The organism is Lysobacter sp. GQ73 (assembly GCF_059758755.1).
Genome location: NZ_JCAXEE010000002.1, coordinates 964405 through 987036 on the forward strand (window position 1 = coordinate 964405; position 22632 = coordinate 987036).

At 70.1% G+C, this 22632-nt stretch carries 22 protein-coding genes; 11 read left to right on the top strand and 11 right to left on the bottom strand.

The window, feature by feature from the left end; all coding sequences use genetic code 11:
- Positions 1–26: 26 nt before the first annotated feature.
- From AC6CH2_RS09010 to AC6CH2_RS09020, 3 genes are all read right to left on the bottom strand, one after another.
- Complete coding sequence (locus AC6CH2_RS09010) at positions 27–527, bottom strand: GNAT family N-acetyltransferase (RefSeq protein WP_498268933.1); 501 nt, start codon at positions 525–527, stop codon at positions 27–29.
- Positions 528–1033: 506 nt separating this feature from the next.
- On the bottom strand, positions 1034–2059 hold the full coding sequence (locus tag AC6CH2_RS09015) for a DUF4272 domain-containing protein (RefSeq protein ID WP_498268934.1): 1026 nt from the start codon (positions 2057–2059) through the stop codon (positions 1034–1036).
- A 304-nt stretch (positions 2060–2363) separates the two neighbouring features.
- Complete coding sequence (locus tag AC6CH2_RS09020) at positions 2364–4346, bottom strand: UvrD-helicase domain-containing protein (RefSeq protein ID WP_498268935.1); 1983 nt, start codon at positions 4344–4346, stop codon at positions 2364–2366.
- A gap of 133 nt (positions 4347–4479) precedes the next feature.
- Between AC6CH2_RS09020 and AC6CH2_RS09025 the strand changes: the two genes are divergently transcribed.
- The 3 genes from AC6CH2_RS09025 to AC6CH2_RS09035 all read left to right on the top strand — a co-directional run bounded on the left by AC6CH2_RS09025 (position 4480) and on the right by AC6CH2_RS09035 (position 6849).
- Complete coding sequence (locus AC6CH2_RS09025) at positions 4480–5268, top strand: hypothetical protein (RefSeq protein WP_498268936.1); 789 nt, start codon at positions 4480–4482, stop codon at positions 5266–5268.
- 91 nt (positions 5269–5359) lie between these two features.
- On the top strand, positions 5360–6115 hold the full coding sequence (locus AC6CH2_RS09030) for a hypothetical protein (RefSeq protein ID WP_498268937.1): 756 nt from the start codon (positions 5360–5362) through the stop codon (positions 6113–6115).
- A gap of 107 nt (positions 6116–6222) precedes the next feature.
- A complete protein-coding gene (locus AC6CH2_RS09035; RefSeq protein WP_435394933.1) occupies positions 6223–6849 on the top strand; it encodes a thymidine kinase in 627 nt (208 codons plus the stop codon).
- Positions 6850–7006: 157 nt separating this feature from the next.
- On the opposite strand, the gene AC6CH2_RS09040 is transcribed toward AC6CH2_RS09035, so the two are convergent.
- Positions 7007–7834 carry a nucleotidyltransferase domain-containing protein gene (locus AC6CH2_RS09040; RefSeq protein WP_498268938.1) on the bottom strand — a complete coding sequence of 276 codons (828 nt, stop codon included), beginning with the start codon at positions 7832–7834 and terminating at the stop codon, positions 7007–7009.
- 144 nt (positions 7835–7978) lie between these two features.
- Here AC6CH2_RS09040 and AC6CH2_RS09045 point away from each other — a divergent pair, with 144 nt between their 5' ends.
- Complete coding sequence (locus AC6CH2_RS09045) at positions 7979–8521, top strand: GNAT family N-acetyltransferase (protein ID WP_498268939.1); 543 nt, start codon at positions 7979–7981, stop codon at positions 8519–8521.
- Between the two features lie 7 nt (positions 8522–8528).
- On the top strand, positions 8529–9149 hold the full coding sequence (locus tag AC6CH2_RS09050; RefSeq protein WP_498268940.1) for a YiiX family permuted papain-like enzyme: 621 nt from the start codon (positions 8529–8531) through the stop codon (positions 9147–9149).
- On the opposite strand, the gene AC6CH2_RS09055 is transcribed toward AC6CH2_RS09050, so the two are convergent.
- The 3 genes from AC6CH2_RS09055 to AC6CH2_RS09065 form a co-directional block, all read right to left on the bottom strand.
- Positions 9059–10429, bottom strand: coding sequence for a hypothetical protein (locus AC6CH2_RS09055; RefSeq protein WP_498268941.1), 1371 nt, complete (start codon positions 10427–10429; stop codon positions 9059–9061). The genes AC6CH2_RS09050 and AC6CH2_RS09055 overlap by 91 nt on opposite strands.
- A gap of 24 nt (positions 10430–10453) precedes the next feature.
- A complete protein-coding gene (locus AC6CH2_RS09060; protein ID WP_498268942.1) occupies positions 10454–11071 on the bottom strand; it encodes a DUF938 domain-containing protein in 618 nt (205 codons plus the stop codon).
- A gap of 174 nt (positions 11072–11245) precedes the next feature.
- A complete protein-coding gene (locus AC6CH2_RS09065) occupies positions 11246–12706 on the bottom strand; it encodes an Hsp70 family protein (protein ID WP_498268943.1) in 1461 nt (486 codons plus the stop codon).
- A 167-nt stretch (positions 12707–12873) separates the two neighbouring features.
- Here AC6CH2_RS09065 and AC6CH2_RS09070 point away from each other — a divergent pair, with 167 nt between their 5' ends.
- The 4 genes from AC6CH2_RS09070 to AC6CH2_RS09085 all read left to right on the top strand — a co-directional run bounded on the left by AC6CH2_RS09070 (position 12874) and on the right by AC6CH2_RS09085 (position 17620).
- Positions 12874–15393, top strand: coding sequence for a DEAD/DEAH box helicase (locus tag AC6CH2_RS09070; RefSeq protein WP_498268944.1), 2520 nt, complete (start codon positions 12874–12876; stop codon positions 15391–15393).
- 74 nt (positions 15394–15467) lie between these two features.
- The gene (locus AC6CH2_RS09075) at positions 15468–16562 is read left to right on the top strand and encodes a ribonuclease H-like domain-containing protein (protein WP_498269111.1); all 1095 of its coding nucleotides are present in this window, start codon (positions 15468–15470) and stop codon (positions 16560–16562) included.
- A 195-nt stretch (positions 16563–16757) separates the two neighbouring features.
- Positions 16758–17078, top strand: coding sequence for an I78 family peptidase inhibitor (locus tag AC6CH2_RS09080; RefSeq protein ID WP_498268945.1), 321 nt, complete (start codon positions 16758–16760; stop codon positions 17076–17078).
- A 119-nt stretch (positions 17079–17197) separates the two neighbouring features.
- Entirely contained in the window at positions 17198–17620 is a 423-nt protein-coding gene (locus AC6CH2_RS09085) for an I78 family peptidase inhibitor (protein WP_498268946.1), read from the top strand.
- A 78-nt stretch (positions 17621–17698) separates the two neighbouring features.
- On the opposite strand, the gene AC6CH2_RS09090 is transcribed toward AC6CH2_RS09085, so the two are convergent.
- Positions 17699–17899 carry a KTSC domain-containing protein gene (locus AC6CH2_RS09090; protein ID WP_435394945.1) on the bottom strand — a complete coding sequence of 67 codons (201 nt, stop codon included), beginning with the start codon at positions 17897–17899 and terminating at the stop codon, positions 17699–17701.
- Between the two features lie 270 nt (positions 17900–18169).
- Between AC6CH2_RS09090 and AC6CH2_RS09095 the strand changes: the two genes are divergently transcribed.
- Positions 18170–18664: a guanyl-specific ribonuclease gene (locus AC6CH2_RS09095; protein ID WP_498268947.1), complete on the top strand. Its 495-nt coding sequence runs from the start codon at positions 18170–18172 to the stop codon at positions 18662–18664.
- Entirely contained in the window at positions 18661–19101 is a 441-nt protein-coding gene (locus AC6CH2_RS09100; protein WP_498268948.1) for a barstar family protein, read from the top strand. The genes AC6CH2_RS09095 and AC6CH2_RS09100 overlap by 4 nt, the downstream gene beginning before the upstream one ends.
- Positions 19102–19397: 296 nt before the next feature.
- Here AC6CH2_RS09100 and AC6CH2_RS09105 read toward each other — a convergent pair whose 3' ends face one another.
- The 3 genes from AC6CH2_RS09105 to AC6CH2_RS09115 form a co-directional block, all read right to left on the bottom strand.
- A complete protein-coding gene (locus AC6CH2_RS09105) occupies positions 19398–20462 on the bottom strand; it encodes a DNA topoisomerase IB (protein ID WP_498268949.1) in 1065 nt (354 codons plus the stop codon).
- Positions 20463–20541: 79 nt separating this feature from the next.
- The gene (locus AC6CH2_RS09110) at positions 20542–20778 is read right to left on the bottom strand and encodes a hypothetical protein (RefSeq protein ID WP_498268950.1); all 237 of its coding nucleotides are present in this window, start codon (positions 20776–20778) and stop codon (positions 20542–20544) included.
- A gap of 69 nt (positions 20779–20847) precedes the next feature.
- Entirely contained in the window at positions 20848–22113 is a 1266-nt protein-coding gene (locus AC6CH2_RS09115; protein ID WP_498268951.1) for a TCR/Tet family MFS transporter, read from the bottom strand.
- Between the last annotated feature and the right edge of the window lie 519 nt (positions 22114–22632).

Here is a 22632-nt window from a genome sequence, read left to right on the forward strand (position 1 = left end):
ACAGTGGCTTCGGCGGGCTTCGTTGCCTACGCCGGCACCGGCGCGACCTGCAGCGAGACCTGCTTGGTATCGCCGGCCACCCATTGGGTGCCGACTTCGCCGAAACCGTAGCCCGCGTGGAAGCGGCTGGAGGCTTCGTTGAACGGCACGATGTAGAACTCGCAGACGACCCGGTCGAAGCCCTGTTCGCGGGCGAAGCCGAACAGATCGTCGTAGAGCAGGCCGCCGAGCTTGCGCCCGCGGTGGCTGGCGGCGACGGCGATGCGGTCGACGTAAAGGAACGCCGGATAGCGCTCGGAGAACCAGCGATAGTTCGGGCTGTCGTAGTCGGCGCCTTCGCGGAACGCGAGCAGGAACGCGACGACGGCGTCCCCGTCGCAGACCACCCGGTGATACACCGCCTGCCGGTCCAGATCGGCCAGCCGCTGCGCGTCGAGCGGGCTCATCAAGGCCTCGGATTCGAGATTGAGCGCGAGCACCGCCGGATGATCGGCGGGCGTGGCGTCGCGGACGGTGTAGAGGGGCATGGCGGCGGGCTGGGGGGCTGGAGGTGGGTGGGGGCCGAAGAACTAGGGGGCAGGAATCTGGAGCTAGAAGTGAGTCAAGAGGAGTGAGGAGTGAGAGGAGCGAGGACGTCTTGCCTGAGGAACTTAGGAACTAGTGGCTAGGAACTGGAAGTTGGTAGCGAGGAGCGACGAGGGCGCTGCTTCGACTCGCTACTCATTCCTCTTGGCTCGCTTCTCGCCTGAAGAACTGGTGATCAGGAACGAGTAACGAAGGCGGAGCACCAGCGATTCGGCAGTTGCTGAGACTCGCTACTCACCCCTCTTCACTCACTTCTCGCCTGAGGAACTCAGGAACTAGTGGCTAGGAACTGGAAGTTAATAGCGAGGAGTGAAGCGTCAGCTGCTTCCACTCGCTACTCACTCCTCTTGGCTCACTTCTCGCCTGAGGAGTGGTCAGCAACGAGTAACGAGAGCGATGCGACAACTGCTGCGACTCGTTACTCGTTCCTCCCGACTCGTTCCCGACCTCAAGTAGGCGTCCCCACCTCGTCCCACTCCTGCTCGTCGAATCGCAGCAGCCAGTTGAGCGCGTAATGGCGCTCGTAGACGATGCTCGGGTGCAGGTCGGCCGGCGGCGCTTTTTCGTCGAGGCGGGCCTGGCGGACCAGCCAATGACGGCGATAGATCCCATCGAGGGCGTCGAGCAGTTCCGGCACCGGGCGCAGCCGCGCGGCGGCGATCCGGGCTTCGTCGGCGTGTTCGATCGCGGTCTGGGCGACCTCGCCGGCATCGCAGATCGCGGTCGGCGGCGGCAGCGTCTCGGTCAGGCGCAGCGCCCACTGCAGCAACGCCGCGCTTTCGTAGCGCCAACCGTGATTGGCCCAGGTTTCCTCGTCGGGCGTTTGAGCATCGATGAATTCGCGCTCGGCCGGGGTCAGCGCGGCGACGCCCGGGCCGAGCTTGAGGGCGATTTCAGCCGCCGACAGCGGGTCGCTGCCCAGCGATTCGGCGCGCACCGCGACCGCGGTCAGCGCCAGCATGCGCCGCATGGCCTCCTCCGGCGTGCGCAGGCGCACTTCGCCGGCGCCGAGCACCGGCGGCAGATGCGCCGGCACGGTCGCACCGAGCGCCTGCAATTCGGCTTCGCTGCGCGCCTTGCGTTCGCGCGCGTCGGCCGGATACGGCAGCGCCGAATCGGCATCGACCGCGGGTTCGCCCTGGCTGACCAGCACTTGCCCGGCCGGGTCGCGCACCGAGCCGTCGGGCAGGAAGCAGACCGCGTTCGCGGCCTGCGCCCACGAGGCCAGGGCCTCGAACGCGCCGTCCTCGACCTCGAAGCTGTAATGGCTCTGGACCCGCTGCAGATGGCGGATCACCGCGAAGGTGCGCGCGTCCATGCCGTCCGCAAGCGTGCCGAGCACGTAGCCGACGAAGCCCTGCAGATGCGGCACCAGTTCGGCATCGCTGCGGTCGCGATAGGCCGGCGGCGCGGCGAGGAAATCCGGCGCCGGCGGCGCGGCGAGCGTGGAGTAGGCGTTGATCAACAGGGCCATGTCGTTGCGCGTTCGTGGACGAGTGCGGCAAAGACTAGCCGATTCGACCGCAGCCGGCGTGGCGGGGTTTGCGCTTTGCGCAGGCCGCCGGGTGTTGCGCGCGAACCGCAAATCCCGGGCAGCCGCCACGCGGCTGACGTCGGCGCGATGCAGGCGCCTGCCCCCTTCTGCAAAGGGGGCCAGGTGTCGGCGCGTTCCGTCGCCGTGTCGCTAGGTCGGCTCGGCGTTGTGGGGGCTGCCTGCATCACGCCACCCTTCCAGCAGGGGGCAGGGGACTTTCTCGGCGCTCCGGCACGCCCCGGACTCAACCGTTTTCCAGCAACGCCTTGATCGCCGCGAACCCCGCGTTCGCGCGCTCGTGCTTGCGCGCCGCGTCGGCGACCGGGTCGGCGCCGTCGCGCTGCAGTTCGGCCGCGGGCAGTTCGTCGATGAAGCGGCTCGGCTTGAGCCGGATGCGTTCGCCCCAGCGCTGGGTTTCGCGCGCATGCGACAGGTACAGCGCTTCCTTGGCGCGGGTGATGCCCACGTACATCAGCCGCCGCTCCTCGTCGAGGCGGCCTTCGTCGAGGCTGGCGTCGTGCGGCAGGTTGCCGTCTTCGACGCCGACGATGAATACGTAACGGAACTCCAGGCCCTTGGCCGCGTGCAGGCTCATCAGCCGCACCTGGTTGCCGGCCTCGCCCTTGTCGGCATGCGACAGCAGCGCCAGCTGCGCGGCCAGTTCGCCCGGGCCCGCGCCCTTGCCGCCGTCGAACCAGCCCGAAAGCTCGCCGAGGTTTTCCTTGCGCCGCTGGAACGAGGCCTCGTCCTTGCACTGGGCGCGGATCGAGGCCAGCAGGCCGCTGCGCTCGGCCAGCACGCCGACCAGTTCGCCGGGGCTGATGCGCTGCGCTTCGGCGCGCAGGAAGCGCAGGATCTGCACGAAGCCGTCGAGCGCGGTGCCGGCGCGCGGGCTGAGCTGCTTGATCGCGTTGATCGATTCGGCCATGCGCGACATCGGCAGCTGCGCGTGCTGCGCCATCTCGGCGAGCTTGGCCAGGGTAGTCGCACCGATCTCGCGCTTGGGCGAGGTCACCGCGCGCAGAAAGGCCGCGTCGTCGTCGGGGTTGGCGATCAGGCGCAGCCAGGACAGCGCGTCCTTGACCTCGCCGCGCTCCAGGAACGCGGTGCCGCCGCTGAGGTGATAGGGCACGCGCAGCAATTGCAGCGCTTTTTCCAGCGCGCGGCTTTGGTGGTTGCCGCGGAACAGGATGCAGAAATCGGCCCACATCGCCTCGTTCTTCTGCGCCAGGTACTGGATTTCGGCGGCGACCTTCTCGGCCTCGTGGGCGCTGTCGCGACATTCCCAGACCCGGATGCGCTCGCCGTCGGCCTGGTCGCTCCACAGGGTCTTGGGGTGTTCGTGCGGATTGTTGGCGATCAGCGCATTGGCCGCACGCAACACCCGGTTGCTGCAGCGGTAGTTCTGTTCGAGCTTGATGATTTGCAGGTTCGGATAGTCCTTGCCCAGCTCCAGCAGGTTGTCGGGGTTGGCGCCGCGCCAGGCGTAGATCGACTGGTCGTCGTCGCCCACGCAGGTGAACAGGCCGCGCGGACCGGCCAGGGCCTTGAGCAGCCGGTACTGGGCGTCGTTGGTGTCCTGGCACTCGTCGACCAGCAGGTAGCCGATGCGTTCGCGCCATGCCAGCTGCACCTCGGGGTCGGCTTCGAGCAACTGCACCGGCAGGCGGATCAGGTCGTCGAAGTCGACCGCGTTGAAGGTGGTCAGGCGCGCCTGGTACATCTCGTACACCGTCGCCGCCTCGATCTCGCGCGCGCTGCGCGATTCGCGCATGGCTTCGGCGGGCGACAGGCCGGAGTTCTTGGCGCGCGAAATCAGGTTGCGCATCTCGTCGATCACGTCGGGCTTGCTGCCGGCCGGCAGCAGGTCCTTGATCTGGGCGTTGCTGTCGTCGCTGTCGAACACGCTGAAGCCGCGGCGCAGGCCGAGCTTGGCGTGTTCGTACTGGAGGAACTTCAGCCCCAGCGCATGGAAGGTGCAGATGGTCAGTCCGTCGGCGCCGTCGCCGCGGATCCGCTTGGCCACGCGCTCGCGCATTTCCTTGGCGGACTTGTTGGTGAAGGTGATCGCGGCGATGCGCTTGGCCGGCATGCGGCCGGACGCGATCAGGTGGGCGATCTTCTCGACGATGACGCGGGTCTTGCCGCTGCCGGCGCCGGCAAGCACGAGCAAGGGCCCTTCGGTGTTGAGGACGGCGGCGCGCTGGGGAGGATTGAGACCGTGCATGGAGTATCGGATCGCCGGCAAGGGCCGGTCAGGCCGCACAGTCTAACCGCCCGGCCGCTACGACCGGAGCGGGCGGCTGGAGTAGGCTGGGCGGCGCAGGCCCGCACCGCACCGGGCCTCGTCGGAGCTCGCCATGACCCGTGATCTCGTCGCCCTGCTGACCGGCATCGGCCTGGCCTTGGCCACTCTGGCCGTCGGCGCGGCGCCCGCCGGCACGCCCACCACCGCTTCGACGCCGGTCGAGGCGACCCCGGAACGGCTGGCCAGCGCCGAAACCGACCGCATCGGCCACCGCGAGTTCGATTCCCGCCAGCGCCTGTCGGCGACCCACCCCAACGAACTGTGGCGCTTGTACGGCACCAACGCGGCCGGCCACGGGCAGTGGCAGGACGCCTCGCGTTTCTTCCGCCGCGCCGCGCGCTATGCCGACAAGTATTCGCAGCACCGGCTCAGCCTGATGTACTGGCACGGCCTCGGGGTGCCGCACGACCGCGCCCTCGCCTACGCCTGGGCCGACCTCGCCGCCGAGCGCGGCTACCCGCAATTCGTCTTGCTGCGCGAGAAGATCTGGCAAGAGCTCGACGAGAGCGAACGCCGGCGCGCCCTGCAGGCGGGTGTGGCGATCTTCGACGAGTACGCCGACGAAGTCGCCAAGCCGCGCATGGAGCGCGAAGTCGCCCGCGCCCGCAGCCGCATCACCGGCAGCCCGGCCGGCCTGAGCACCGGCAACCTGCGCGTGTTCGCCTCGCGCGGAGGCTCGGACCTTTTCGACCCCGGCGACGCGCTCGACCTGCGCCCGATGTACGCCGACTGGCGCCTGGACACTCGCCGCTACTGGGCGGTCGAGGACGCGGTCTGGCAAAGCGGCGGCAGCGTCGAAGTCGGCACCCTGGAACAGATCATGAGCGGTCAGCGCCCCTGAAGCGCGCGACGCGGCTGCGCGCTCGGCCCGGGATTGCTACCCTCGCCGCCGCGCCGGCCCTCCGCCCGGCGCGAGCACCGGAGCGCATGCCGTGACGGGACGTCTGATCGTGGGGCTGTTCGCTCTCTCATTGGCGGCGGGCGCCAGTCCGGCGGCGACGCCGACCGGGCCCGACCCGGCCGCCGATGCCGCGCTGGCCGACGTCGGCTACATGCATCTGCATCCCGACGTCGAATACCGCCAGCTCGGCCTGCAGTCGTATCGGCGCGGCCATCACGCGATCGCCTTCGATCGTTTTCGCCGCGCCGGCTACTTCGGCGACAAGCCCGCGCAGGGCCTGGTCGCCGAGATGTACTGGAAGGGCGAAGGCGTGCCGGCCGACCGCGCCCTGGCCTATGTCTGGATGGACCTCGCCGCCGAACGCGGCTACCGCGACCTGATCGGCCTGCGCGAACGCTATTGGGCGCAGCTCAGCGCGGCCGAACGCCAGCGCGCGCTCGAACAGGGCCCGGCGCTGTATCGCGAGTACGGCGACCCGACGGTCAAGCCGCGCTACGCCCGCCGCCTGCAACGCCTGCGCAACCAGATCACCGGCAGCCGCATCGGCACCGACGTCGGCGTGCTGGCCGGGCAGCGCGACGCCTCCGGCGCGGTCGCCCCGACCGGCGGGCTGTACGCCGACGCCAACTGGAACGCCGAGCAGTACTGGCAGCGCCAGGACCGGCTGTGGCGGCTGAAACTCGGCGGCACGGTCAACATCGGCGATGTCGAGGCGATGTATCCGGAAGGCGCCGCGGCGCCGCCGCCCGCCGCGCAGGGCACGAACGACCCGCCGCGTCCCCGCTGACGCGACACCGCGCGCGGCCCGACTGAATGGGCGGGCCGCGCCCTTCAGTGCCCGGGCGCCGCGCGTCAAGTCTGTGGCGGCGCCGCGCCGCGCCCTAAACTGCGGCCATGGCCAAGCTCTATTTCTATTATTCGGCGATGAACGCCGGCAAGACCACGACGCTGCTGCAGTCGGCGCATAACTACCAGGAGCGCGGCATGCGCGTGGCGATCCTGACCCCGCGCCTGGACGATCGCGCCGGCAGCGGCACGGTGGCCTCGCGGATCGGGCTGCGCGCCGACGCGGTCGCCTTCGGCCACGACGCCGACCTGGAACGGCTGATCCGCGCCGACATCGCCGCGCACGGGCAACTGCATTGCGTGCTCGTCGACGAGGCCCAGTTCCTCACCCGCTCGCAGGTCTGGCAACTCAGCGAAATCGTCGACGACCTGCGCATCCCGGTGCTGTGCTACGGGCTGCGCACCGACTTCCGCGGCGAGCTGTTCGAAGGCAGCCAGTATCTGTTGGCCTGGGCCGATGAGCTGACCGAGATCAAGACCATCTGCCACTCCGGCAAGAAGGCGACCATGACCGTGCGCGTCGACGAAGCCGGCCGCGCCGTGCAGGACGGGCCGCAGGTCGAGATCGGCGGCAACGACCGTTACGTGTCGGTGTCGCGCGCCGAGTACAAGAAGGTCATGCGCGGCGAGGGCACGATCGAGCCTTTGCAGCAGTCGCTGCAGCTGTCCAGGTAAGGCGGCCAGCGGTTCGCGCACTGAAGCTTGCGCGGTCATCGCATCGGCGCGGTCGCGGCTCGCGCCGCTCCTACCCTTGCTGGCGTCGCTCCTGGGGAGGAGCGGCGCAAGCCGCGACCGCGAACCCTCGACCGCCGGCGCCCCCTAGCAGCCTCGCCTAATCCACCAAGGCCGACCGAAAAAACTCGTCGAGCCGGTCCGCCCGCCCATGGCCCGGCGGCAAGCCCTGCCCCAGGCCCTGCATGCGCGCCAGCTCCGCGGCGAGGAAGTCGCTGATCGCCGGCACGCGCGGCCCGGCCGACACCTCGGCGCTGTGGCGCTTGCGCGCCAGCAAGGCCTCGATCGCCTCGCGCACTTCGCCGTCGGGCAACAGGCGTTCCAGCAGATCCTCGAACGCCATCGGCGGCGGGCCTTGCTCGCGTTCGATCCACTGGCAGGCCAGCACCGGGCGCAGCACGTACAGGTATTTCTTGGTGCGGATGTGTTCGCCGCCCAGGTGCGCGCGGAAGGTGCCGTGGGCCAGACTGAAGTAATGGTGCCAGGCGGCGACCGGCGAGTAGAACTCGTCGGCCAGGGTCCGCAGTCCGGCGCTGAGCGTGCCGTCCTCGCGGTAGACGATCGGCGAACGCAGCCATTCCGACAGGGTCGGGTTGGACTTGGACAGCAGCCGCAGCGCCTTGCGCAGGTCCCAGCCGCTGATGTCGAGTTCGTCGTCGATCGGCAGCTCGATCACGTCGCGCTGCGGCTCGCCCGGCCCGGTGCGTTCGTTGACCGTCAGATACCAGGGCCGGCGATGGACGTAGACGAAACGGCCGTCGTAGTCGCTGTCGGGCGATGAGAAACCCCAGCCGCGGCTGCCGGATTCGCAGGCATAGACGATGCGCACGTCGTGCTCGCGTTCGACCGCCTCCAGGGCGGCGAGCACCGCGCGCCGCTTTTCGTCCGAAACCGGGTGGATGTTCTGGACCGCGTCGCTGGAATCCATGGTCGGGACCTGCCGGTGCGTGGCCCGGCAGGGTAGCGCAAACCCGGGCGCGTTCCGATGCTGCGCGGAGGCCACGCGCTGGCGTATCGTGCACCGACCCCGGCGGCGACGAGCGCGCCGCACCCCAGCGAACCGATGCCGCCGATGCAGCCCAAGATGCCGTCCACCGCGCCGATCCAGACCGAACGCCTGCTGTTGCGCGAACTCACGCCGGACGATGCCGGCTTCATCCTCGAACTGCTCAACGAACCCTCCTTCATCGCCAACATCGGCGACCGCGGCGTGCGCGATCTCGACGGCGCCGTCCGCTACATCCTCGACGGCCCGTCGCAGAGCTACGCGCGCAACGGCTATGGCCTGTGGCGGGTGGAGCTGCGCGACAGCGGCGAGGTCATCGGCATGTGCGGCCTGCTGCGGCGCGAGACCCTGCCCGACCCCGACCTGGGCTACGCCTTCCTGCCGCGCCACTGGTCGCGCGGCTATGCGCTGGAATCCGGCGAGGCGGTGCTGCGCCATGCGCGCGAAGCCTTGGCGCTGTCGCGGGTGCTGGCGATCACCGACCCCGACAATCAACCTTCGATCAAAGTGCTGGAGCGGCTGGGCCTGCGCTTCGAGGGCATGGTCCGCATGAGCGAGGACGCCAAGGAACTGCGGCTGTTCTCGACCGCGCCGGCGACGGCCGGCTGAGCCGGCGATGACGAAACTTCCTGCCGTGGCCTGCGCGCTGCTGTCGGCCCTGCTCGCCCTGGCCGGCGCCGGCTGCGCCGAGGCGCGGCCGCCGCAGGTACGCGACGGCGACCTGATCTTCCACGTCTCGCGCTCTTCGCAGAGCCAGGCGATCCAGCGCGCGACCGGCTCGCGCTACAGCCACATGGGGATGATCCTGCATCGCGACGGCCGGCCCTACGTGTTCGAGGCGATCGACCCGGTCGCCTACACCCCCTTGCAGCGCTGGATCGCGCGCGGCGAAGGCGGCCATTACGTGCTCAAGCGCCTGCGCACGCCCTTGAACGCGCAGCAGGCGAGCCAGCTGCGCGATGCCGCGGACACCTTCCGCGGACGCCGCTACGACCTGACGTTCGAGTGGTCGGACCAGCGCATCTATTGCTCGGAGCTGGTCTGGAAGCTGTACGACCGCGCCCTGGGCGTGCGCATCGGCGCGCTGCAGCCGCTGCGCAGCTTCAAACTCGACGACCCGGCGGTGAAGGCCAAGCTGCGCGAGCGTTACGGCGAACGGGTGCCGCTGGCCGAACCGGCGATATCGCCGGCGGCGATGTTCGATTCGCCCTTGCTGACCACCGTCGCCTCGGGCTGAACCCGCGCTCCGCGCAGGACCGCCGCGCCGCCGACATAGTCGGTCCAGACCACGTGCACCGCTGCGTCGGTCATCGCCATCTGCGCGAACCCGGTGCCGCGGCCGCGCCCCTGCAGGCGCGCGACCTCGATGCGCTGGCGCACCCGCGACAGGTCCGGCGCCAGGCGCGCGAGCTGCAGGCTCTGGCCGCCGCGCTCCTCGCGCAGCCACAGCACCCACGCCGCATCGGCGCTCAGCGCGGTGTCGACCCGTCCCTGCACCGGTTCGCCGCGGTCGAGCACCAGCGGCGCGCCGAAGCGATCGCCGGCATCGTCGCTGTAGGCCGCCTGCACCGTCGGCGTGTCGCCGGCGGCGGTGTACCAGGCCACCAGCGCGCTTTCGCCGCGCGCGCTGACCGAGGGTCCGTTGACCGGGCAGGCCGGCATGACCCAGCCGTCGGCATGCACCGGCTTCGGCTGCGTCCAACCGCTCCGGTCGCGACGGGTGACGGCGATATCGCGCACCTCGCCCTCGCTGCGGTCGCGATAGACCAACAGCGGACCGCGCGCGGTCATCGCCACGTCGGTCTGGCAGCAATCGCAGGTCATGGCGTCGAGTTCGACCTCATCGTAACGATGCAGGTCGGCGCCGATCCGCACGCTGCGCAGGCTCATCGCGCCGGAGCCCGCCGCGTGGCCGCCGCCGTGGCCGGACTCGCCGCTGTTGCTGTGGCGACCATCGAGCCAGGCCACGCCGACCGCGTCGGCGCCGTCGGGCCAGATCGAGACGAAACCGTGCTCGCTCTGGCCGCCGTCGGTATTGACCTTGAGCGGCGCCGACCACGGCGCGCGGCCGTCGGCCGAGCGCACCAGCACCACGTCGTAGGCGTACGGCGCCTGCGCGGATTTCTGCAGCCAATGCGCCCACACCGCGCCGTCCGCGCTCACCGCCAGATGCGGGGTGTCGGCCCAATTGACGAACCAGTCCTCGCCCACCGCGATCGACTGCGGCGGCCGCGGCCAACCGCCGTCGCGGTCGGCGACGGCGTAGCGCAAGGCGAACTTGCCGGCCTCGCCGGTGATCCACGACAGCCACACTCGTCCATCGGGCGTGGCGATCAGATCCGGTTGAGCCGCCGCCGCGTCGACCTGCAAGGGCCAGGCCGACACCCGCCACGGCGCGTCGGCGGTCTGGGTCGGGGGGTGGGTTGCAGTCTCGGGCGATGCCGGCACCGAGTCACGGCCGCAGCCCGGCAAGAACAGCAACGACAACAGGGCCAGGCAAGGCAGGCGAGGCGTCATGGCCGGAGCCGGGTAGCCGAGGGATCAGGCATTGTGCGGCGGCGACCGACGCCACACCAGGCAACGGTTATTGGCCGGCATCGCCCGGTCGGCGACCAGACGCAGCCCGATGGCCGCGGCCAGGGCATCGACCGCCTCGAAGTCGCGCACCCCCGACTGCGGGTCGCGCGCCTTCAGCCAGCCGTCGAACTCGCGGTTGCTGTCGCTGCTGAATTCGCCGCGGTAATTGAACGGCCCGTAGACCACGACCGTCGCGTCCGCCGCCAGCACCCGGCCGAGCCCGGCGAAGAAGGCCTCGACCTGCGACCAGCCCATGATGTGCAGGCTGTTGGCGCTGAACGCCGCATCGAAGCGCGGCGCCTCGCCCTCGCCCGGCCATCGCGGCCAGGCCACGTCGAGTCCGACCGCCGGCGGCGTGTTCGGCAACCCCGCCTCGTCGAGCCACAGCGCGATGCCGGGCAGGTACTCGGCGCGGTCCGAACACTGCCAACTCAGCCACGGCATCGCCGCGGCGAAGTACACCGCATGCTGCCCCGTGCCGCTGCCGATCTCCAGCACCCGCCGGCGCCCGGCGAAATGCTCGCGCAACACCGCGAGGATCGGATCGCGGTTGCGGTCGCAGGAGGGGGAATGGGGCTTCATGGCGGCGATCCTTCCTCTCTGACCCGGGCCCATCCGAGCACGTCTTCGCTGCGTATCGCAATGCGGATCAAGCGGCGATCGTTGAGATCGGCGGCACACGCGGTGCCCCTACCTTGCCATAGGCCTGGGCGTGTTCCGAGGACGGTCGGCCGGCTTGGCGCCGGACTTCGTCGCTCAAGCTTCCCGCGCCGCCGCGAACGCCAGCCCCGAGACCACGCCGAGCGAGGCGTCGCCGGCGACCTGGCGCGCGTTCGGGAAGCACTGGCGCACGGTTTCGCGCACATAGGGCGCGCGCGACATGCCGCCGGTCAGGAACACCGCCGCCGGCGCCGCGCCGTGCTCGGCGGCGATCTCGGCGCCGACCTCGCGCAGCAGTTCGGCCAGGTTGCCGAGGAAAGGATCGGCGGCGCGGGCCAGGTCCTCGGCGGTCGAGGCCAGGGCGAGGTCGCGCTCGATGTAGTCCAGCGCGGCCCGGCTGTCGCCCTGCGCGCTCAGCTGGATCTTGGTCGATTCCACCGCCCGGCTCAGGCGGGTGGTGTTGCCGGCCTGCTGCAGCGAGATCAGGCGCGGGCCGAACGGCGCGTCGACTTCGTGGTAGCTGTCGCGGCGCTGGAACTCGCGCTGGCGCACCACGTCGTGGACCGTCGCGGCCTCGACGTAATGGTGCGCCGGCACCCGCGTCGCGCCCTTGCCGAACAGCGGCATGAAGCGCGACAGGCTCAGCGACAGGTCGACGTCGACGCCACCGCGGGCGATGCCCCAGGAGCCCAGCACCACCGGCGCCTGCGGGCCGCCGACTTCGGCCAGGGTGATGTCGGTGGTGCCGCCGCCGATGTCGACCACCAGGGTGCGGTGACGTTCGGCGCTCTGGGCGTGATAGCCCAGCGCCGCTGCGACCGGTTCTTCGAGGAAGCTGACCTCGTCGAAGCCGGCGCTGGCGGCCGCCTCGGTCATGATCTCCAGGGCCTGGTCGCCGCCGGCCGCGCCGAGCGAGCTGCGGAACTGGACCGGGCGGCCGAGCACCGCGCGGCGCACGTTGGCGCCGAGTTGCTGGCCGGCGGTCAGGCGGATGTGTTCGAGGATGTAGCCGGCGATGCCGACGATGGTCTGGCGCACGTGCGGCGCGAGCTGGTAGCCGAGCATCGACTTGGGCGACTGCACCAGGTTGCCGAAGCCTTCGCTGAGGTAGGCCTCGACCGCTTCCTCGCCGTAAACCGCGTTCTGCAACGAGGCCGCCGAGGCGCGCGCCTCGCGCACCTGCTGCTCCAGCCACTGCCGGCGCACCGCGCGGATGGCGTCGCGGCGCAGGTCCGGCTCGGAACGCTGCGCCGGCGTCGGGATCATCGCCAGCGCCGCCTCGCGTTGCTCCACCGGCAAGCGCGCGGCGTGCTCGCGCCGCGCCTGCGCCTCGTTGATCGCACGGGTCTGCTGGGTGCGCGCATTGCGCACCTGCGCCTCGACCTCGGCTTCGAGCGCGTCGGTCAGCTCGAACTGGCTCGGGTCCGGCACCGCCTCCGGGAAGTACACCGTGGTGCGGAACTGGCGCTCCTCGCCGAACCGGATCGTGCGGACCTCGCCCTCGACGAGGGCCGCGGCGGCCGAATAGCTGGTGCCGAAATCGATACCGATCTTCATGGGACGAGGCGTGGGGCGTGCTGGCGGCGCAAGAGGATACCGGCTGGCGAGGATTTTGAACTGAATCGTTCACCGCATCGGCCTCCTGGTTCAACGCCGTCTCATAGCTTGAGACCACGACGACGTACAACGAGACTCCGTCCCTGCAGCCGTCGCCCCGCCCCGATATGTCCGCCCTGATCGATCCGTCCCCTCGCGACCTCGTCCCGGCCGCGGCCGCGCAGCGCGCCCTGGCCCGCGCCGACGAGGCCGTCGACGCACGCCACGGCGGCGCGCTGGCCGACCGCCTGCAGCACCGTTACCGCGACCGCATCACCGGACGCTTCACCCTGCCCGGCCGCGAGGGCCGCTATGCGCCGCTGCCGGAGGCCTTGCCGGAGCCGCTCAAGGCGGCGCTGCGCGCGCGCGGCATCGAACGCCTCTACAGCCACCAGGCGGAGGCTTGGGACGCGGCCCAGGCAGGCGAACACGTCGCGGTGGTCACCCCGACCGCCTCGGGCAAGTCGCTGTGCTACACCTTGCCGGTGGTGGCCGCGGCGATGACCCAGGGCGCCAAGGCGCTGTATCTGTTCCCGACCAAGGCGCTCGCGCAGGACCAGGTCGCCGAACTGCTGGAACTCAACCGCGCCGGCGACCTCGGGGTCAAGGCCTTCACCTTCGACGGCGACACGCCCGGCGATGCGCGCCAGGCGATCCGCCTGCACGGCGACATCGTCGTCTCCAACCCGGACATGCTGCACCAGGCGATCCTGCCGCATCACACCAAGTGGGCGCAGTTCTTCGAAAACCTGCGCTATGTCGTGATCGACGAGATCCACACCTACCGCGGCGTGTTCGGCAGCCACGTCGCCGACGTGCTGCGCCGGCTCAAGCGGATCTGCGCGTTCTACGGGGTCGCGCCGCAGTTCATCCTGTGCTCGGCGACGATCGGCAACCCGCAGGCGCACGCGCAGGCGCTGATCGAACGGCCGGTGCGCGCGATCCTCGATTCCGGCGCGCCGACCGGCGACAAGCACGTGCTGCTGTGGAACCCGCCGGTGGTCAATCCCGACCTCGGCCTGCGCGCTTCGGCGCGCTCGCAGAGCAACCGCATCGCCCGCATCGCGATCAAGGCAGGACTCAAGACCCTGGTGTTCGCCCAGACCCGGCTGATGGTCGAGGTGCTGACCAAATACCTCAAGGACGTGTTCGACCACGACCCGCGCAAGCCCGCGCGCATCCGCGCCTACCGCGGCGGCTACCTGCCGACCGAGCGTCGCGAGGCCGAACGGGCGATGCGCGACGGCCGCATCGACGGCATCGTCTCGACCTCGGCGCTGGAACTCGGCGTCGACATCGGCAGCCTGGACGTGGTGGTGCTCAACGGCTATCCGGGTTCGGTCGCTGCGACCTGGCAACGCTTCGGCCGCGCCGGGCGGCGCCAGCAGCCTTCGCTCGGCGTGCTGGTGGCCAATTCGCAACCGCTCGATCAATACGTGGTGCGGCATCCGGACTTCTTCGCCGACGCCCCGCCCGAGCACGCGCGGATCGCCCCGGACCAGCCGCTGATCTTGTTCGACCACATCCGCTGCGCCGCCTTCGAGCTGCCGTTCCAGCACGGCGAGTCGTTCGGCCCGATCGACCCGGAGGTGTACCTGCAGGCGCTGGCCGAGACCGGCGTGGTCCATCGCGAGGGCGAACGCTGGGAGTGGATCGCCGACAGCTACCCGGCCAATGCGGTCAGCCTGCGCTCGGTCGCCGACGGCAACTTCGTCGTGGTCGACCGCAGCGACGGCCGCCAGGCGATCATCGCCGAGGTCGATTACTCGGCCGCCGCGCTGACCTTGTACGAAGGCGCGATCCACATGATCCAGTCGCTGCCCTACCAGGTCGAGCGCCTCGACTGGGAAGGCCGCAAGGCCTACGTCACCCGCACCCACGTCGACTACTACACCGACTCGATCGACTACACCAAGCTCAAGGTGCTGGACCGCTTCGACGGCGGCGAAGCCGGGCGCGGCGACAGCCACCACGGGGAGGTCCACGTGGTGCGGCGCGTCGCCGGCTACAAGAAAATCCGTTACTACACCCACGAGAACATCGGCTACGGCCCGGTCAACCTGCCCGACCAGGAGCTGCATACGACCGCGGTGTGGTGGCAGTTGCCGCAAGGCGTATTGCTGTCGCGCTTCGACTCGAAACAGGACGCGCTGGACGGCTTTCTCGGCGCCGCCCATGCCCTGCACGTGGTCGCCACGGTCGCGGTGATGGCCGACGCGCGCGACCTGCAGAAGTCGGTCGGCAACGGCGACGGCGCCTGGTTCGCGACCCAGGACGCCGGCGGGCGCGGGCAGTTGCGCGGCAATGGTCACGAGTTGGTGCCGGGCGGCTCGATGGCCTCGCTGGAGGTGCAGCAGTTCGTGCCGACGGTCTACCTGTACGACAACTTCCCGGGCGGCGTGGGTCTCAGCGAGCCGCTGTGGTTGCGCCAGGCCGAACTGGTGGCGCGCGCGCGCGAACTGATCGAACGCTGCGATTGCCGCGCCGGCTGCCCGGCCTGCGTCGGCCCGATCCTGGCGGTCGACGAAACCCGCAGCGAAAATACGCCGAAATCGCTGGCGCGCCGGGTGCTGAGTCTGCTCGGCGAAGGCCAGCTCGATCAGGGCGAGCTCGTCGAGAGCGAACTCGTCAAGAGCGGGGACGCGTGAGCATCGATATCGCCAAGCTGCGGATGCTGCAGCGGCAGGCCGGGCGGGCGGATGCGGCACCGGTCGATGCGGGCGTGCCGGAAGGTAAAGCAAATCTTCCCCAATCCCTGTTTTTCGAAGCGGGGAGCCGCGTCGCTGCGCGGGAAGCGGCTGCGCGGGAAACGAACGATGCGGTTATCGAAGCATCGAAAGCCGGCGCAACTCTGCCTCGTTCGCGCTTCGACGGCACGCGTCCCTCTACGCCCTTGGCCGGTACCCCACCTCATGACGGCAAGGCGCCGGGAGCGGTTCGCCCTGGCCCCTCCGACGCCGGCGCGCCGCTGTTCGGAAAAGACGGGTTGCCGGAGATTCGCTCTGTGCGCCCCGACCTCGACGCGCTGCGCCGGCTGATCGCGCAACGCGAGCGCAAGCCGGGCGCGTCATCGCCGCAGGCAGCCTCGCCGCAGTCGCGGCCTGCAGTACTGCACGCCGTCGCCGACCGCTCGGTGCCCGGCCGTGAAATCTCGCCCGGCCTGTTCTTCACCGAGGTCCACCTGCGCTTGCCGGTGCCGCAGGCCGCGCTGTCGCTGGCCTTCGCCAAGCGGCCCGACGATGCGCTCGACCCGCGCCGTCTGATGTTTTTCGATACCGAGACCACCGGTCTGGCCGGCGGCACGGGCACCCGCGCTTTCATGATCGGTGCGGCCGATTGGCATCGCCACGAGGCGCATGGCGACGGCCTGCGCATCCGCCAGCTCACCATCGCCACCCTCGCCGCCGAACCGGCGATGCTGCGCGCCTTCGCGCAATGGCTGAGGCCGGACACGGTGCTGTCGAGCTACAACGGCCGCTGTTACGACGCGCCGCTGCTCAATACGCGCTATCGCCTCGCCCGCATCGCCAACCCGCTGGCCGGGCTCGACCATGTCGACCTGCTGTTCCCGACCCGGCGCCTGTATCGCGGCGTGTGGGAAAACTGCAAGCTCGCGACCATCGAACGCGAACTGTTGCGAATCGTGCGCGAAGACGATCTGCCCGGTTCGCAGGCGCCGGCCGCGTGGCTGCAGTTCCTGCGCGGCGGCAGTTCGGCCTTGCTGCACCGCGTCGCCGCGCACAATCACCAGGACGTGGTGACCCTGGCCCAGCTGATGCTGAAGCTGGTCGAGGCGCAGGCGGCCTTGCCGGTATGAGCGATGGGCGTGTAAGACATTGTTGACGCAGGGCTGGCGACAGGACGGCGACGTGCCGGTCCGCGCCCCGGGCATCGGCGAGGAGACGTCATCTGCGCTGCGAACGGCCCGGCTACACTGCGCGGCCCGCGGCCTTCATACGCCGCACACGCCACCGGTCGCACTCTGCCAGCGACCAAGTCCCGGAGCCTCGCCATGTCCCTGCACCCCGCTGACCGCCTCGTCGGATTCCGTTCGCTCATTGCCGGCGCCGCCCTGACCCTGGCGCTCGCCGCCTGCGCCACGCCGATCCCGCCGACCGATATCAGCCCGGCCGCCTGCAACGCCGAAGCCGCGCGCTGGGCCATCGGCCGCTCCCCGAGCGCCGACGTGGTCGAACGCGTCCGCGTCGAGACCGGCAGCCGCACCGTGCGCGTGCTGACCCCGGGCATGGCGGCGACGATGGACTTCCAGCAAGACCGCCTCAACATCGACGTCAACGAGCGCGGCGCCATCACCGGCCTGCGTTGCGGCTAAGGGCCTGTGCGCGCGGTCGCGGATCGCGGCATCCGCGGCCGGCGTTAACCCTGGGCACAGCTGTACCGGGGCAGGCTCGGGCCATCGCGCCGCGCGCGCATCCAGCGAAGGACTTGGCCATGTCGAACCGGACCGCTCTGTCGCAATCTCAGCACCGCCTGCCCCTGCATCGTCTGCTGTCCAGCGCCGTGCTCGCGGTGTCGTTGCCGCTGGCGATGGCCGCCTGCGCCGGCCCCCGCGCCGCCGATGAAATGCCGAGCGCCGCGGTCGAACCCGCCGGCGCTCAGAACCCCGGCAACGTCGCCTCCGGCGAGCCCTCTCCGATGCCGTCGCGTCCGACCTGCAATGCCGCGCCCGCCAAGGCCGGCCTGGTCGGCAAGACCGCCGATGCGGCCACCGTCGAGCAGGCGAAGACCAGCGCCGGCGGCCACACCGTGCGGGTGCTCAAGCCGGGCCAGATGATCACCAAGGAGTACCTGGACGGCCGCGTCAACGTCCATGTCGACGAGAACAACGTCATCGTCGACATCGGCTGCGGTTGATCGCAGTAGCTGCCTAGACTCCGGGCCTCATCGCATGCCGGCGAATCCGGTTCGCCGGCGTGCGCGCGCCGACGCTGCTCAGCTGGCGTAACGATCGCGGATGTGGGCGTGGTAATAGCCGCCTTTCGAGGTGGCCGCGATCAGGCCCAGGCTGACGCTCTCGGGCACGCCGTGAAAATCGTAGTCCTGGCCCTCGACGAAGCGGATCCTCAGCAACCCGGTGGCAAGGTCGTAGCCGATCGCCTCGATGGCCGAGGAAGAAACACGGATCATCTCCATTGCCTGCATCTCCTTGCGAGTGAGTGGTTGATCGTCCAGGTGGATCGTCCAGGTGGATCGCCCGGGTGGATCGCCCGGTTCGCCGGACGCGAGTCGAGCGCGCCGTTCGATCCCCACCATGAGACCACGAGGCCGTCGCATGGGCCGCGACGGGGCGCAGCGCGATGGATGATCGAACGGCCGCACGCATCGGGGTGTCGCCTGTCGAAGCCGCGAGCGCGGCCGGGTCCCATGACCTAAACTGCCGGCGTCGTCCGCCAGGAGTCTCCGATGCGCCGTAATCTCTGGCTGATCGCCGCCGTGGCCGTGATCGGCCTGTGGGCCTGGAGCCAACGCGGCCTGCTGTCGCCGCAACCAACCGCGCCCTCGCATGCACCGGTAGCGAACTCGCAGCCCGCGGCGCGCGACAAGGCCGGGCGCGTCGAGCCCAGGCGCGAGGACGCCGCCCGCGGCCACGACGAGGCCCTGCCGGTCGCTTCGATCGCGCTGCCGCCGGAAGCGAACGACACCTTGCGCCGCATCGCCAGCGGCGGCCCGTTCGAGCACCGACAGGACGGCGGCGTGTTCCAGAACCGCGAACAGCGCCTGCCGCGCCAACCGCGCGGTTATTACCGCGAGTACACGGTGGAAACGCCGGGTTCTGCGGACCGCGGGGCGCGCCGCATCGTCACCGGCGGCCGCCCGCCGTCGGAGTACTACTACACCGGCGATCACTACCGCAGCTTCACCCGCTTCGACCTGCGGACCGACGGGGGCGCACGGTGAGCGGCTCGATCGATCCGCGCGAATTGCTCGCCGACCCGGCCCAGGCCGGCGCCTATTTCATCGACGCGCGCGACGCGCGCGCGTTGGCCGATGCCGCAGCCGAACTCGAGTTCGCGGTCGCCCGGGTCGACTTCGCCGGTTGCACGGGCAAGGACGACGCGCTGGCGCGCATCGCCGCGGGCCTGCGATTCCCGGCCTGGTTCGGTCACAACTGGGATGCGCTCAACGACTGCGTCAACGACCTGTCGTGGTGGCCGGCGCCGGGCTATCTGCTGCTGATCGAACACGCCGGCCCCTGGCAGGCCGGGCATGCCGACGACGCCACGACCCTGGTCGAGATCCTCAACGATGCGGCCCAGGATTGGGCGAAGTCGCGGGTGCCGTTCTGGGCGCTGCTGCCGCTGCCGCAGGCCGAACTCGAGCAGATGGCGCCGTGAGCGAGTCCTGATGCCGCCGGCTTCCGGCGACATCACTGCTTTGGAGTAGGACGGCGCGAGCCGCGGCCACGCCGCCGCTCGCGCGAACGTTGCCGGCCGCAGGTTCGCGGTCGCGGCTTGCGCCGCGCCTACCCTTTGGTTGCGTCGCGATCGGCACGTGCGCTGCGATCTGTGACCTGTAGGAGCGGCGTGAGCCGCGACCACGTAATAGCCCGTACTGATGCCGCTGCCCGCCGGCTGCGGGGTCCGCGGTCGCGGCTCGCGCCGCTCCTACCCTTTAGGGCCGGGCCGCGATATCAGCCGCGCCGCGCCTGCTTCAGGAACCGCAAGGCGGCGCGTTCCCACTGCAGCTCGCCGCGGGCGCCGTCGGCGTAGCGCGCCAGGCGGCCTTCGCGCCAGCCGGCGAACACCGCCGGGTCGATGTAGGCCTTGCGGCAGACCGACGGGGTGTTGCGCAGGGCCTGGGCGACTTCGCCGATCACCGCGTTCTGCGCCGTCGCCAATGCGCGCTCGCTCGGCGCGCCGCCGCGCGCGGGCTCGGGCAGGGGCATCGCGGCCAGGCGACGGAACGCCGCCAGGGTGCCGCCCCAGGTACGGAAATCCTTGGCGCTGAAATCGCTGCCCATCGCGCGTTGCAGGTAGTCGTTGACCGCGCCGGAATCGACCGGCTGCACCCGGCCGTCGTCGTCGCGGTACTGGAACAGGGCCTGCCCGGGCAGTTGCTGGCACCGCCGCACCAACCGGGTCAGCTTGGCGTTGTCGAGATCGACCTCCTGGGCCAGCCCGCTCTTGCCGCGAAAACGAAAGCGCGCGCGGCCGTCGCGCAGGAACTCGACGTGGCGGTTGTGCAGGGTGGTCAGGCCGAACGAACGGTTGCTGCGCGCGTACTCGTGGTTGCCGATGCGCAGCAGGGTCTCGGCCATCACCGCCACCACGATCGCCAGCACCTTGTCGCGCGGGAAGCCGGGCAACTTCAGGTCGCGGCGCACGCTGCGGCGCAGCGCCGGCAGGGCGCGGCCGAATGCGATCACCCGCTCGAACTTGCCCTCGTCGCGGCGCTGCCGCCACTGCGGGTGATAGCGGTACTGCTTGCGTCCGCGCGCATCGCGGCCGGTGGCCTGGATGTGACCGCGCGCGTCGCTGCAGATCCACACCTCGGTATAGGCCGGCGGGATCGCCAGGGCGCGGATCCGCGCAAGGGTCTTCGCCGCCCGCACCGCGCGGCCGCGCGCATCGCGGTAGGCGAAACCGCGGCCGGCGCGGCGCCGCTCGATCCCGGGTTCGCCGTCGTTGACGTAACGCAGGCCGGCCGCGCGCGCGGCGCGGCGATTGACGGTGGCGGACGGTGCGCGTTCGCTCATGCCCCAGCAATACGGGGCCGACCGTCAAGGCCGCGCCAAGACGCGCGGCCCGAAGGCCGACGCTATGAAGACACGCGGCTCAGCGCTCGTCGTCCTGCTTCTTGAAGTCGACCTTTTCCGACCCGCCCCGCGAGTCCCACTTCGCTTCGAGCTTGCGCTCGCACCAGGCCGGCGGGGTCTCGCCGGGACGCGTCGGGCCGCTCGCGCATTCCGGGCGCGCATCGACCGCAGCGTTGGTGTCGCGGTACTCGACGCCGCTGCAGGCGCCGAGCATCGCGGCGGCGGTCAGAACGGCGAGGCCGGTGAATACACGCATGCGAAGCTCCTGTGGGGATGGTGCAGGCGACCTTCGCCGATGCCTCGCAGCCCCGCCAGTGTCGTTGGTTCAGGCCACCGCGTCGGCCGCGGCCGGCGCCTGCGCCGGCACTCGCGCATAGCGCCAGGCGATCAGCAGGCCGATGCCGAGCAGGGCCGCGGCGATGTACCAGGGCGCGCCCGGCAGGTGGATCGGCGCGGACTTGCCGATGAAGTAGCCGAAGCTGCTGGCGAAGATCGCCGGCCCGACCACGCCGGCCAGGCTCACCAGGCTCATCAACGCGCCCTGGATGCGGCCCTGCTCGTGGGCGCCGACCTGGCGCGTGACCAGGGCCTGGGTCGCCGGCGCCGCCATCGCCCACAGCGCGCTGATCGGCAGGCCGAGCAGGAACACCAGGCCGGTGTCGGCGCTGCCGTAGACGATGAAGCCGATCACCCCGCAAGCCAGACCGAGCAACAAGGTGCGGCGTTCGCCGAGCCAGGCGACGGCGCGGCCGATCAGGCCGACGTTGACGATGATGTTGAACACGCCGACCACCGCCAGCACCCAGCCGACCTGGTCCAGGCCCCACTGGTATTGATAGCCGGCGAACAGCACGAAGATGCTCGGGTAGACGTAGTGGGCCATGTTGGCGATGAACACCACCGCGGCCAGGCCGAACACCTGCGGGTAACGCTTGAGCAGCATCAGCGAGCCGAACGGATTGGCATGGGCCCAGTCGAAGCGCGCGGTGCGCTTTTCCGGCGGCAGCGATTCGGGCAGCACGAACCAGCCGTAGAAGAAGTTCAGCAGGGCCAGGCCGGCGGCGAACCAGAACGGCAGGCGCATGTCGATCGCGCCGAGCTGGCTGCCGATCACCGGGCCGACCACGAAGCCCACGCCGAACGCCGCGCCGATCATGCCGAAGCTCTTGGCGCGCTGTTCCGGAGGGGTGACGTCGGCGACGTAGGCGTTGGCGGTGGTGAAGCTGGCCGCGGTGATGCCGGAGATGATCCGGCCGATCAGCAACAGCGGCAGGGTGTTGGCCACCGCCATCAGGATGAAGTCCAGGCCCAGGCCGAGGCAGGAGATCAGGATCACCGGGCGCCGACCGTAACGGTCCGACAGGCTGCCCTGGATCGGCGAGAACACGAACTGGATCAGCGCGAACACGGTGCCGAACAGGCCGACCCAGTACGCCGCCTTGGCGGTGTCGCCGCCGACGAAGTCCTCGATCAGGTGCGGCAACACCGGAATGATCAGGCCGAACGACAGCACGTCGATCAGCACGGTGATGAAGATGAAGACGAGCGCAGCACGACGCGCGCCCGAAGCAGGAGCGAAGGGAGAGGTCATGGGTGCCGGAGGGCGAAAGCCTTGCGAGTGGCGCAGTCTAGCGCGGCAGCGGATGCGCGGCAGGGACGTTTGTCATCGCGCGATGGTTTCGTACGTTACTAATTGCTCGGCGAATCGAGAATTTTTCCATCCGGATCATTGGCTTACAAAATCGTGTGTGAGCGCGTGCGCTCACAGCCGCGGGCGCGTGTCAGCGGGTCAGAATCCGCGCCGCGGGGCGAATTGCCGCATCGCACAATTTGTGGTTTAGTCGAAACACGCTCGGTTTTGAGACTGCCGGTGCGGGATCAGTCCCGCGCCAGTGGCGGATGCGCCCTGCGCGCAGCAGATCCACGCGTCGAACCGATGCCGCACCACGAACCTCCCGCAACACCGCCAAGCCACCAATCGATATCGCGAACATCGCTTCGCGTTGGGGAACCGCCTCCAGGGACCAGTTTTAGAACATCGACGCAAGGACCCGGTCAGACCACAACGTAAAGCGATAGCGAGCTAGCGATCCACGGAACACCCCACCGG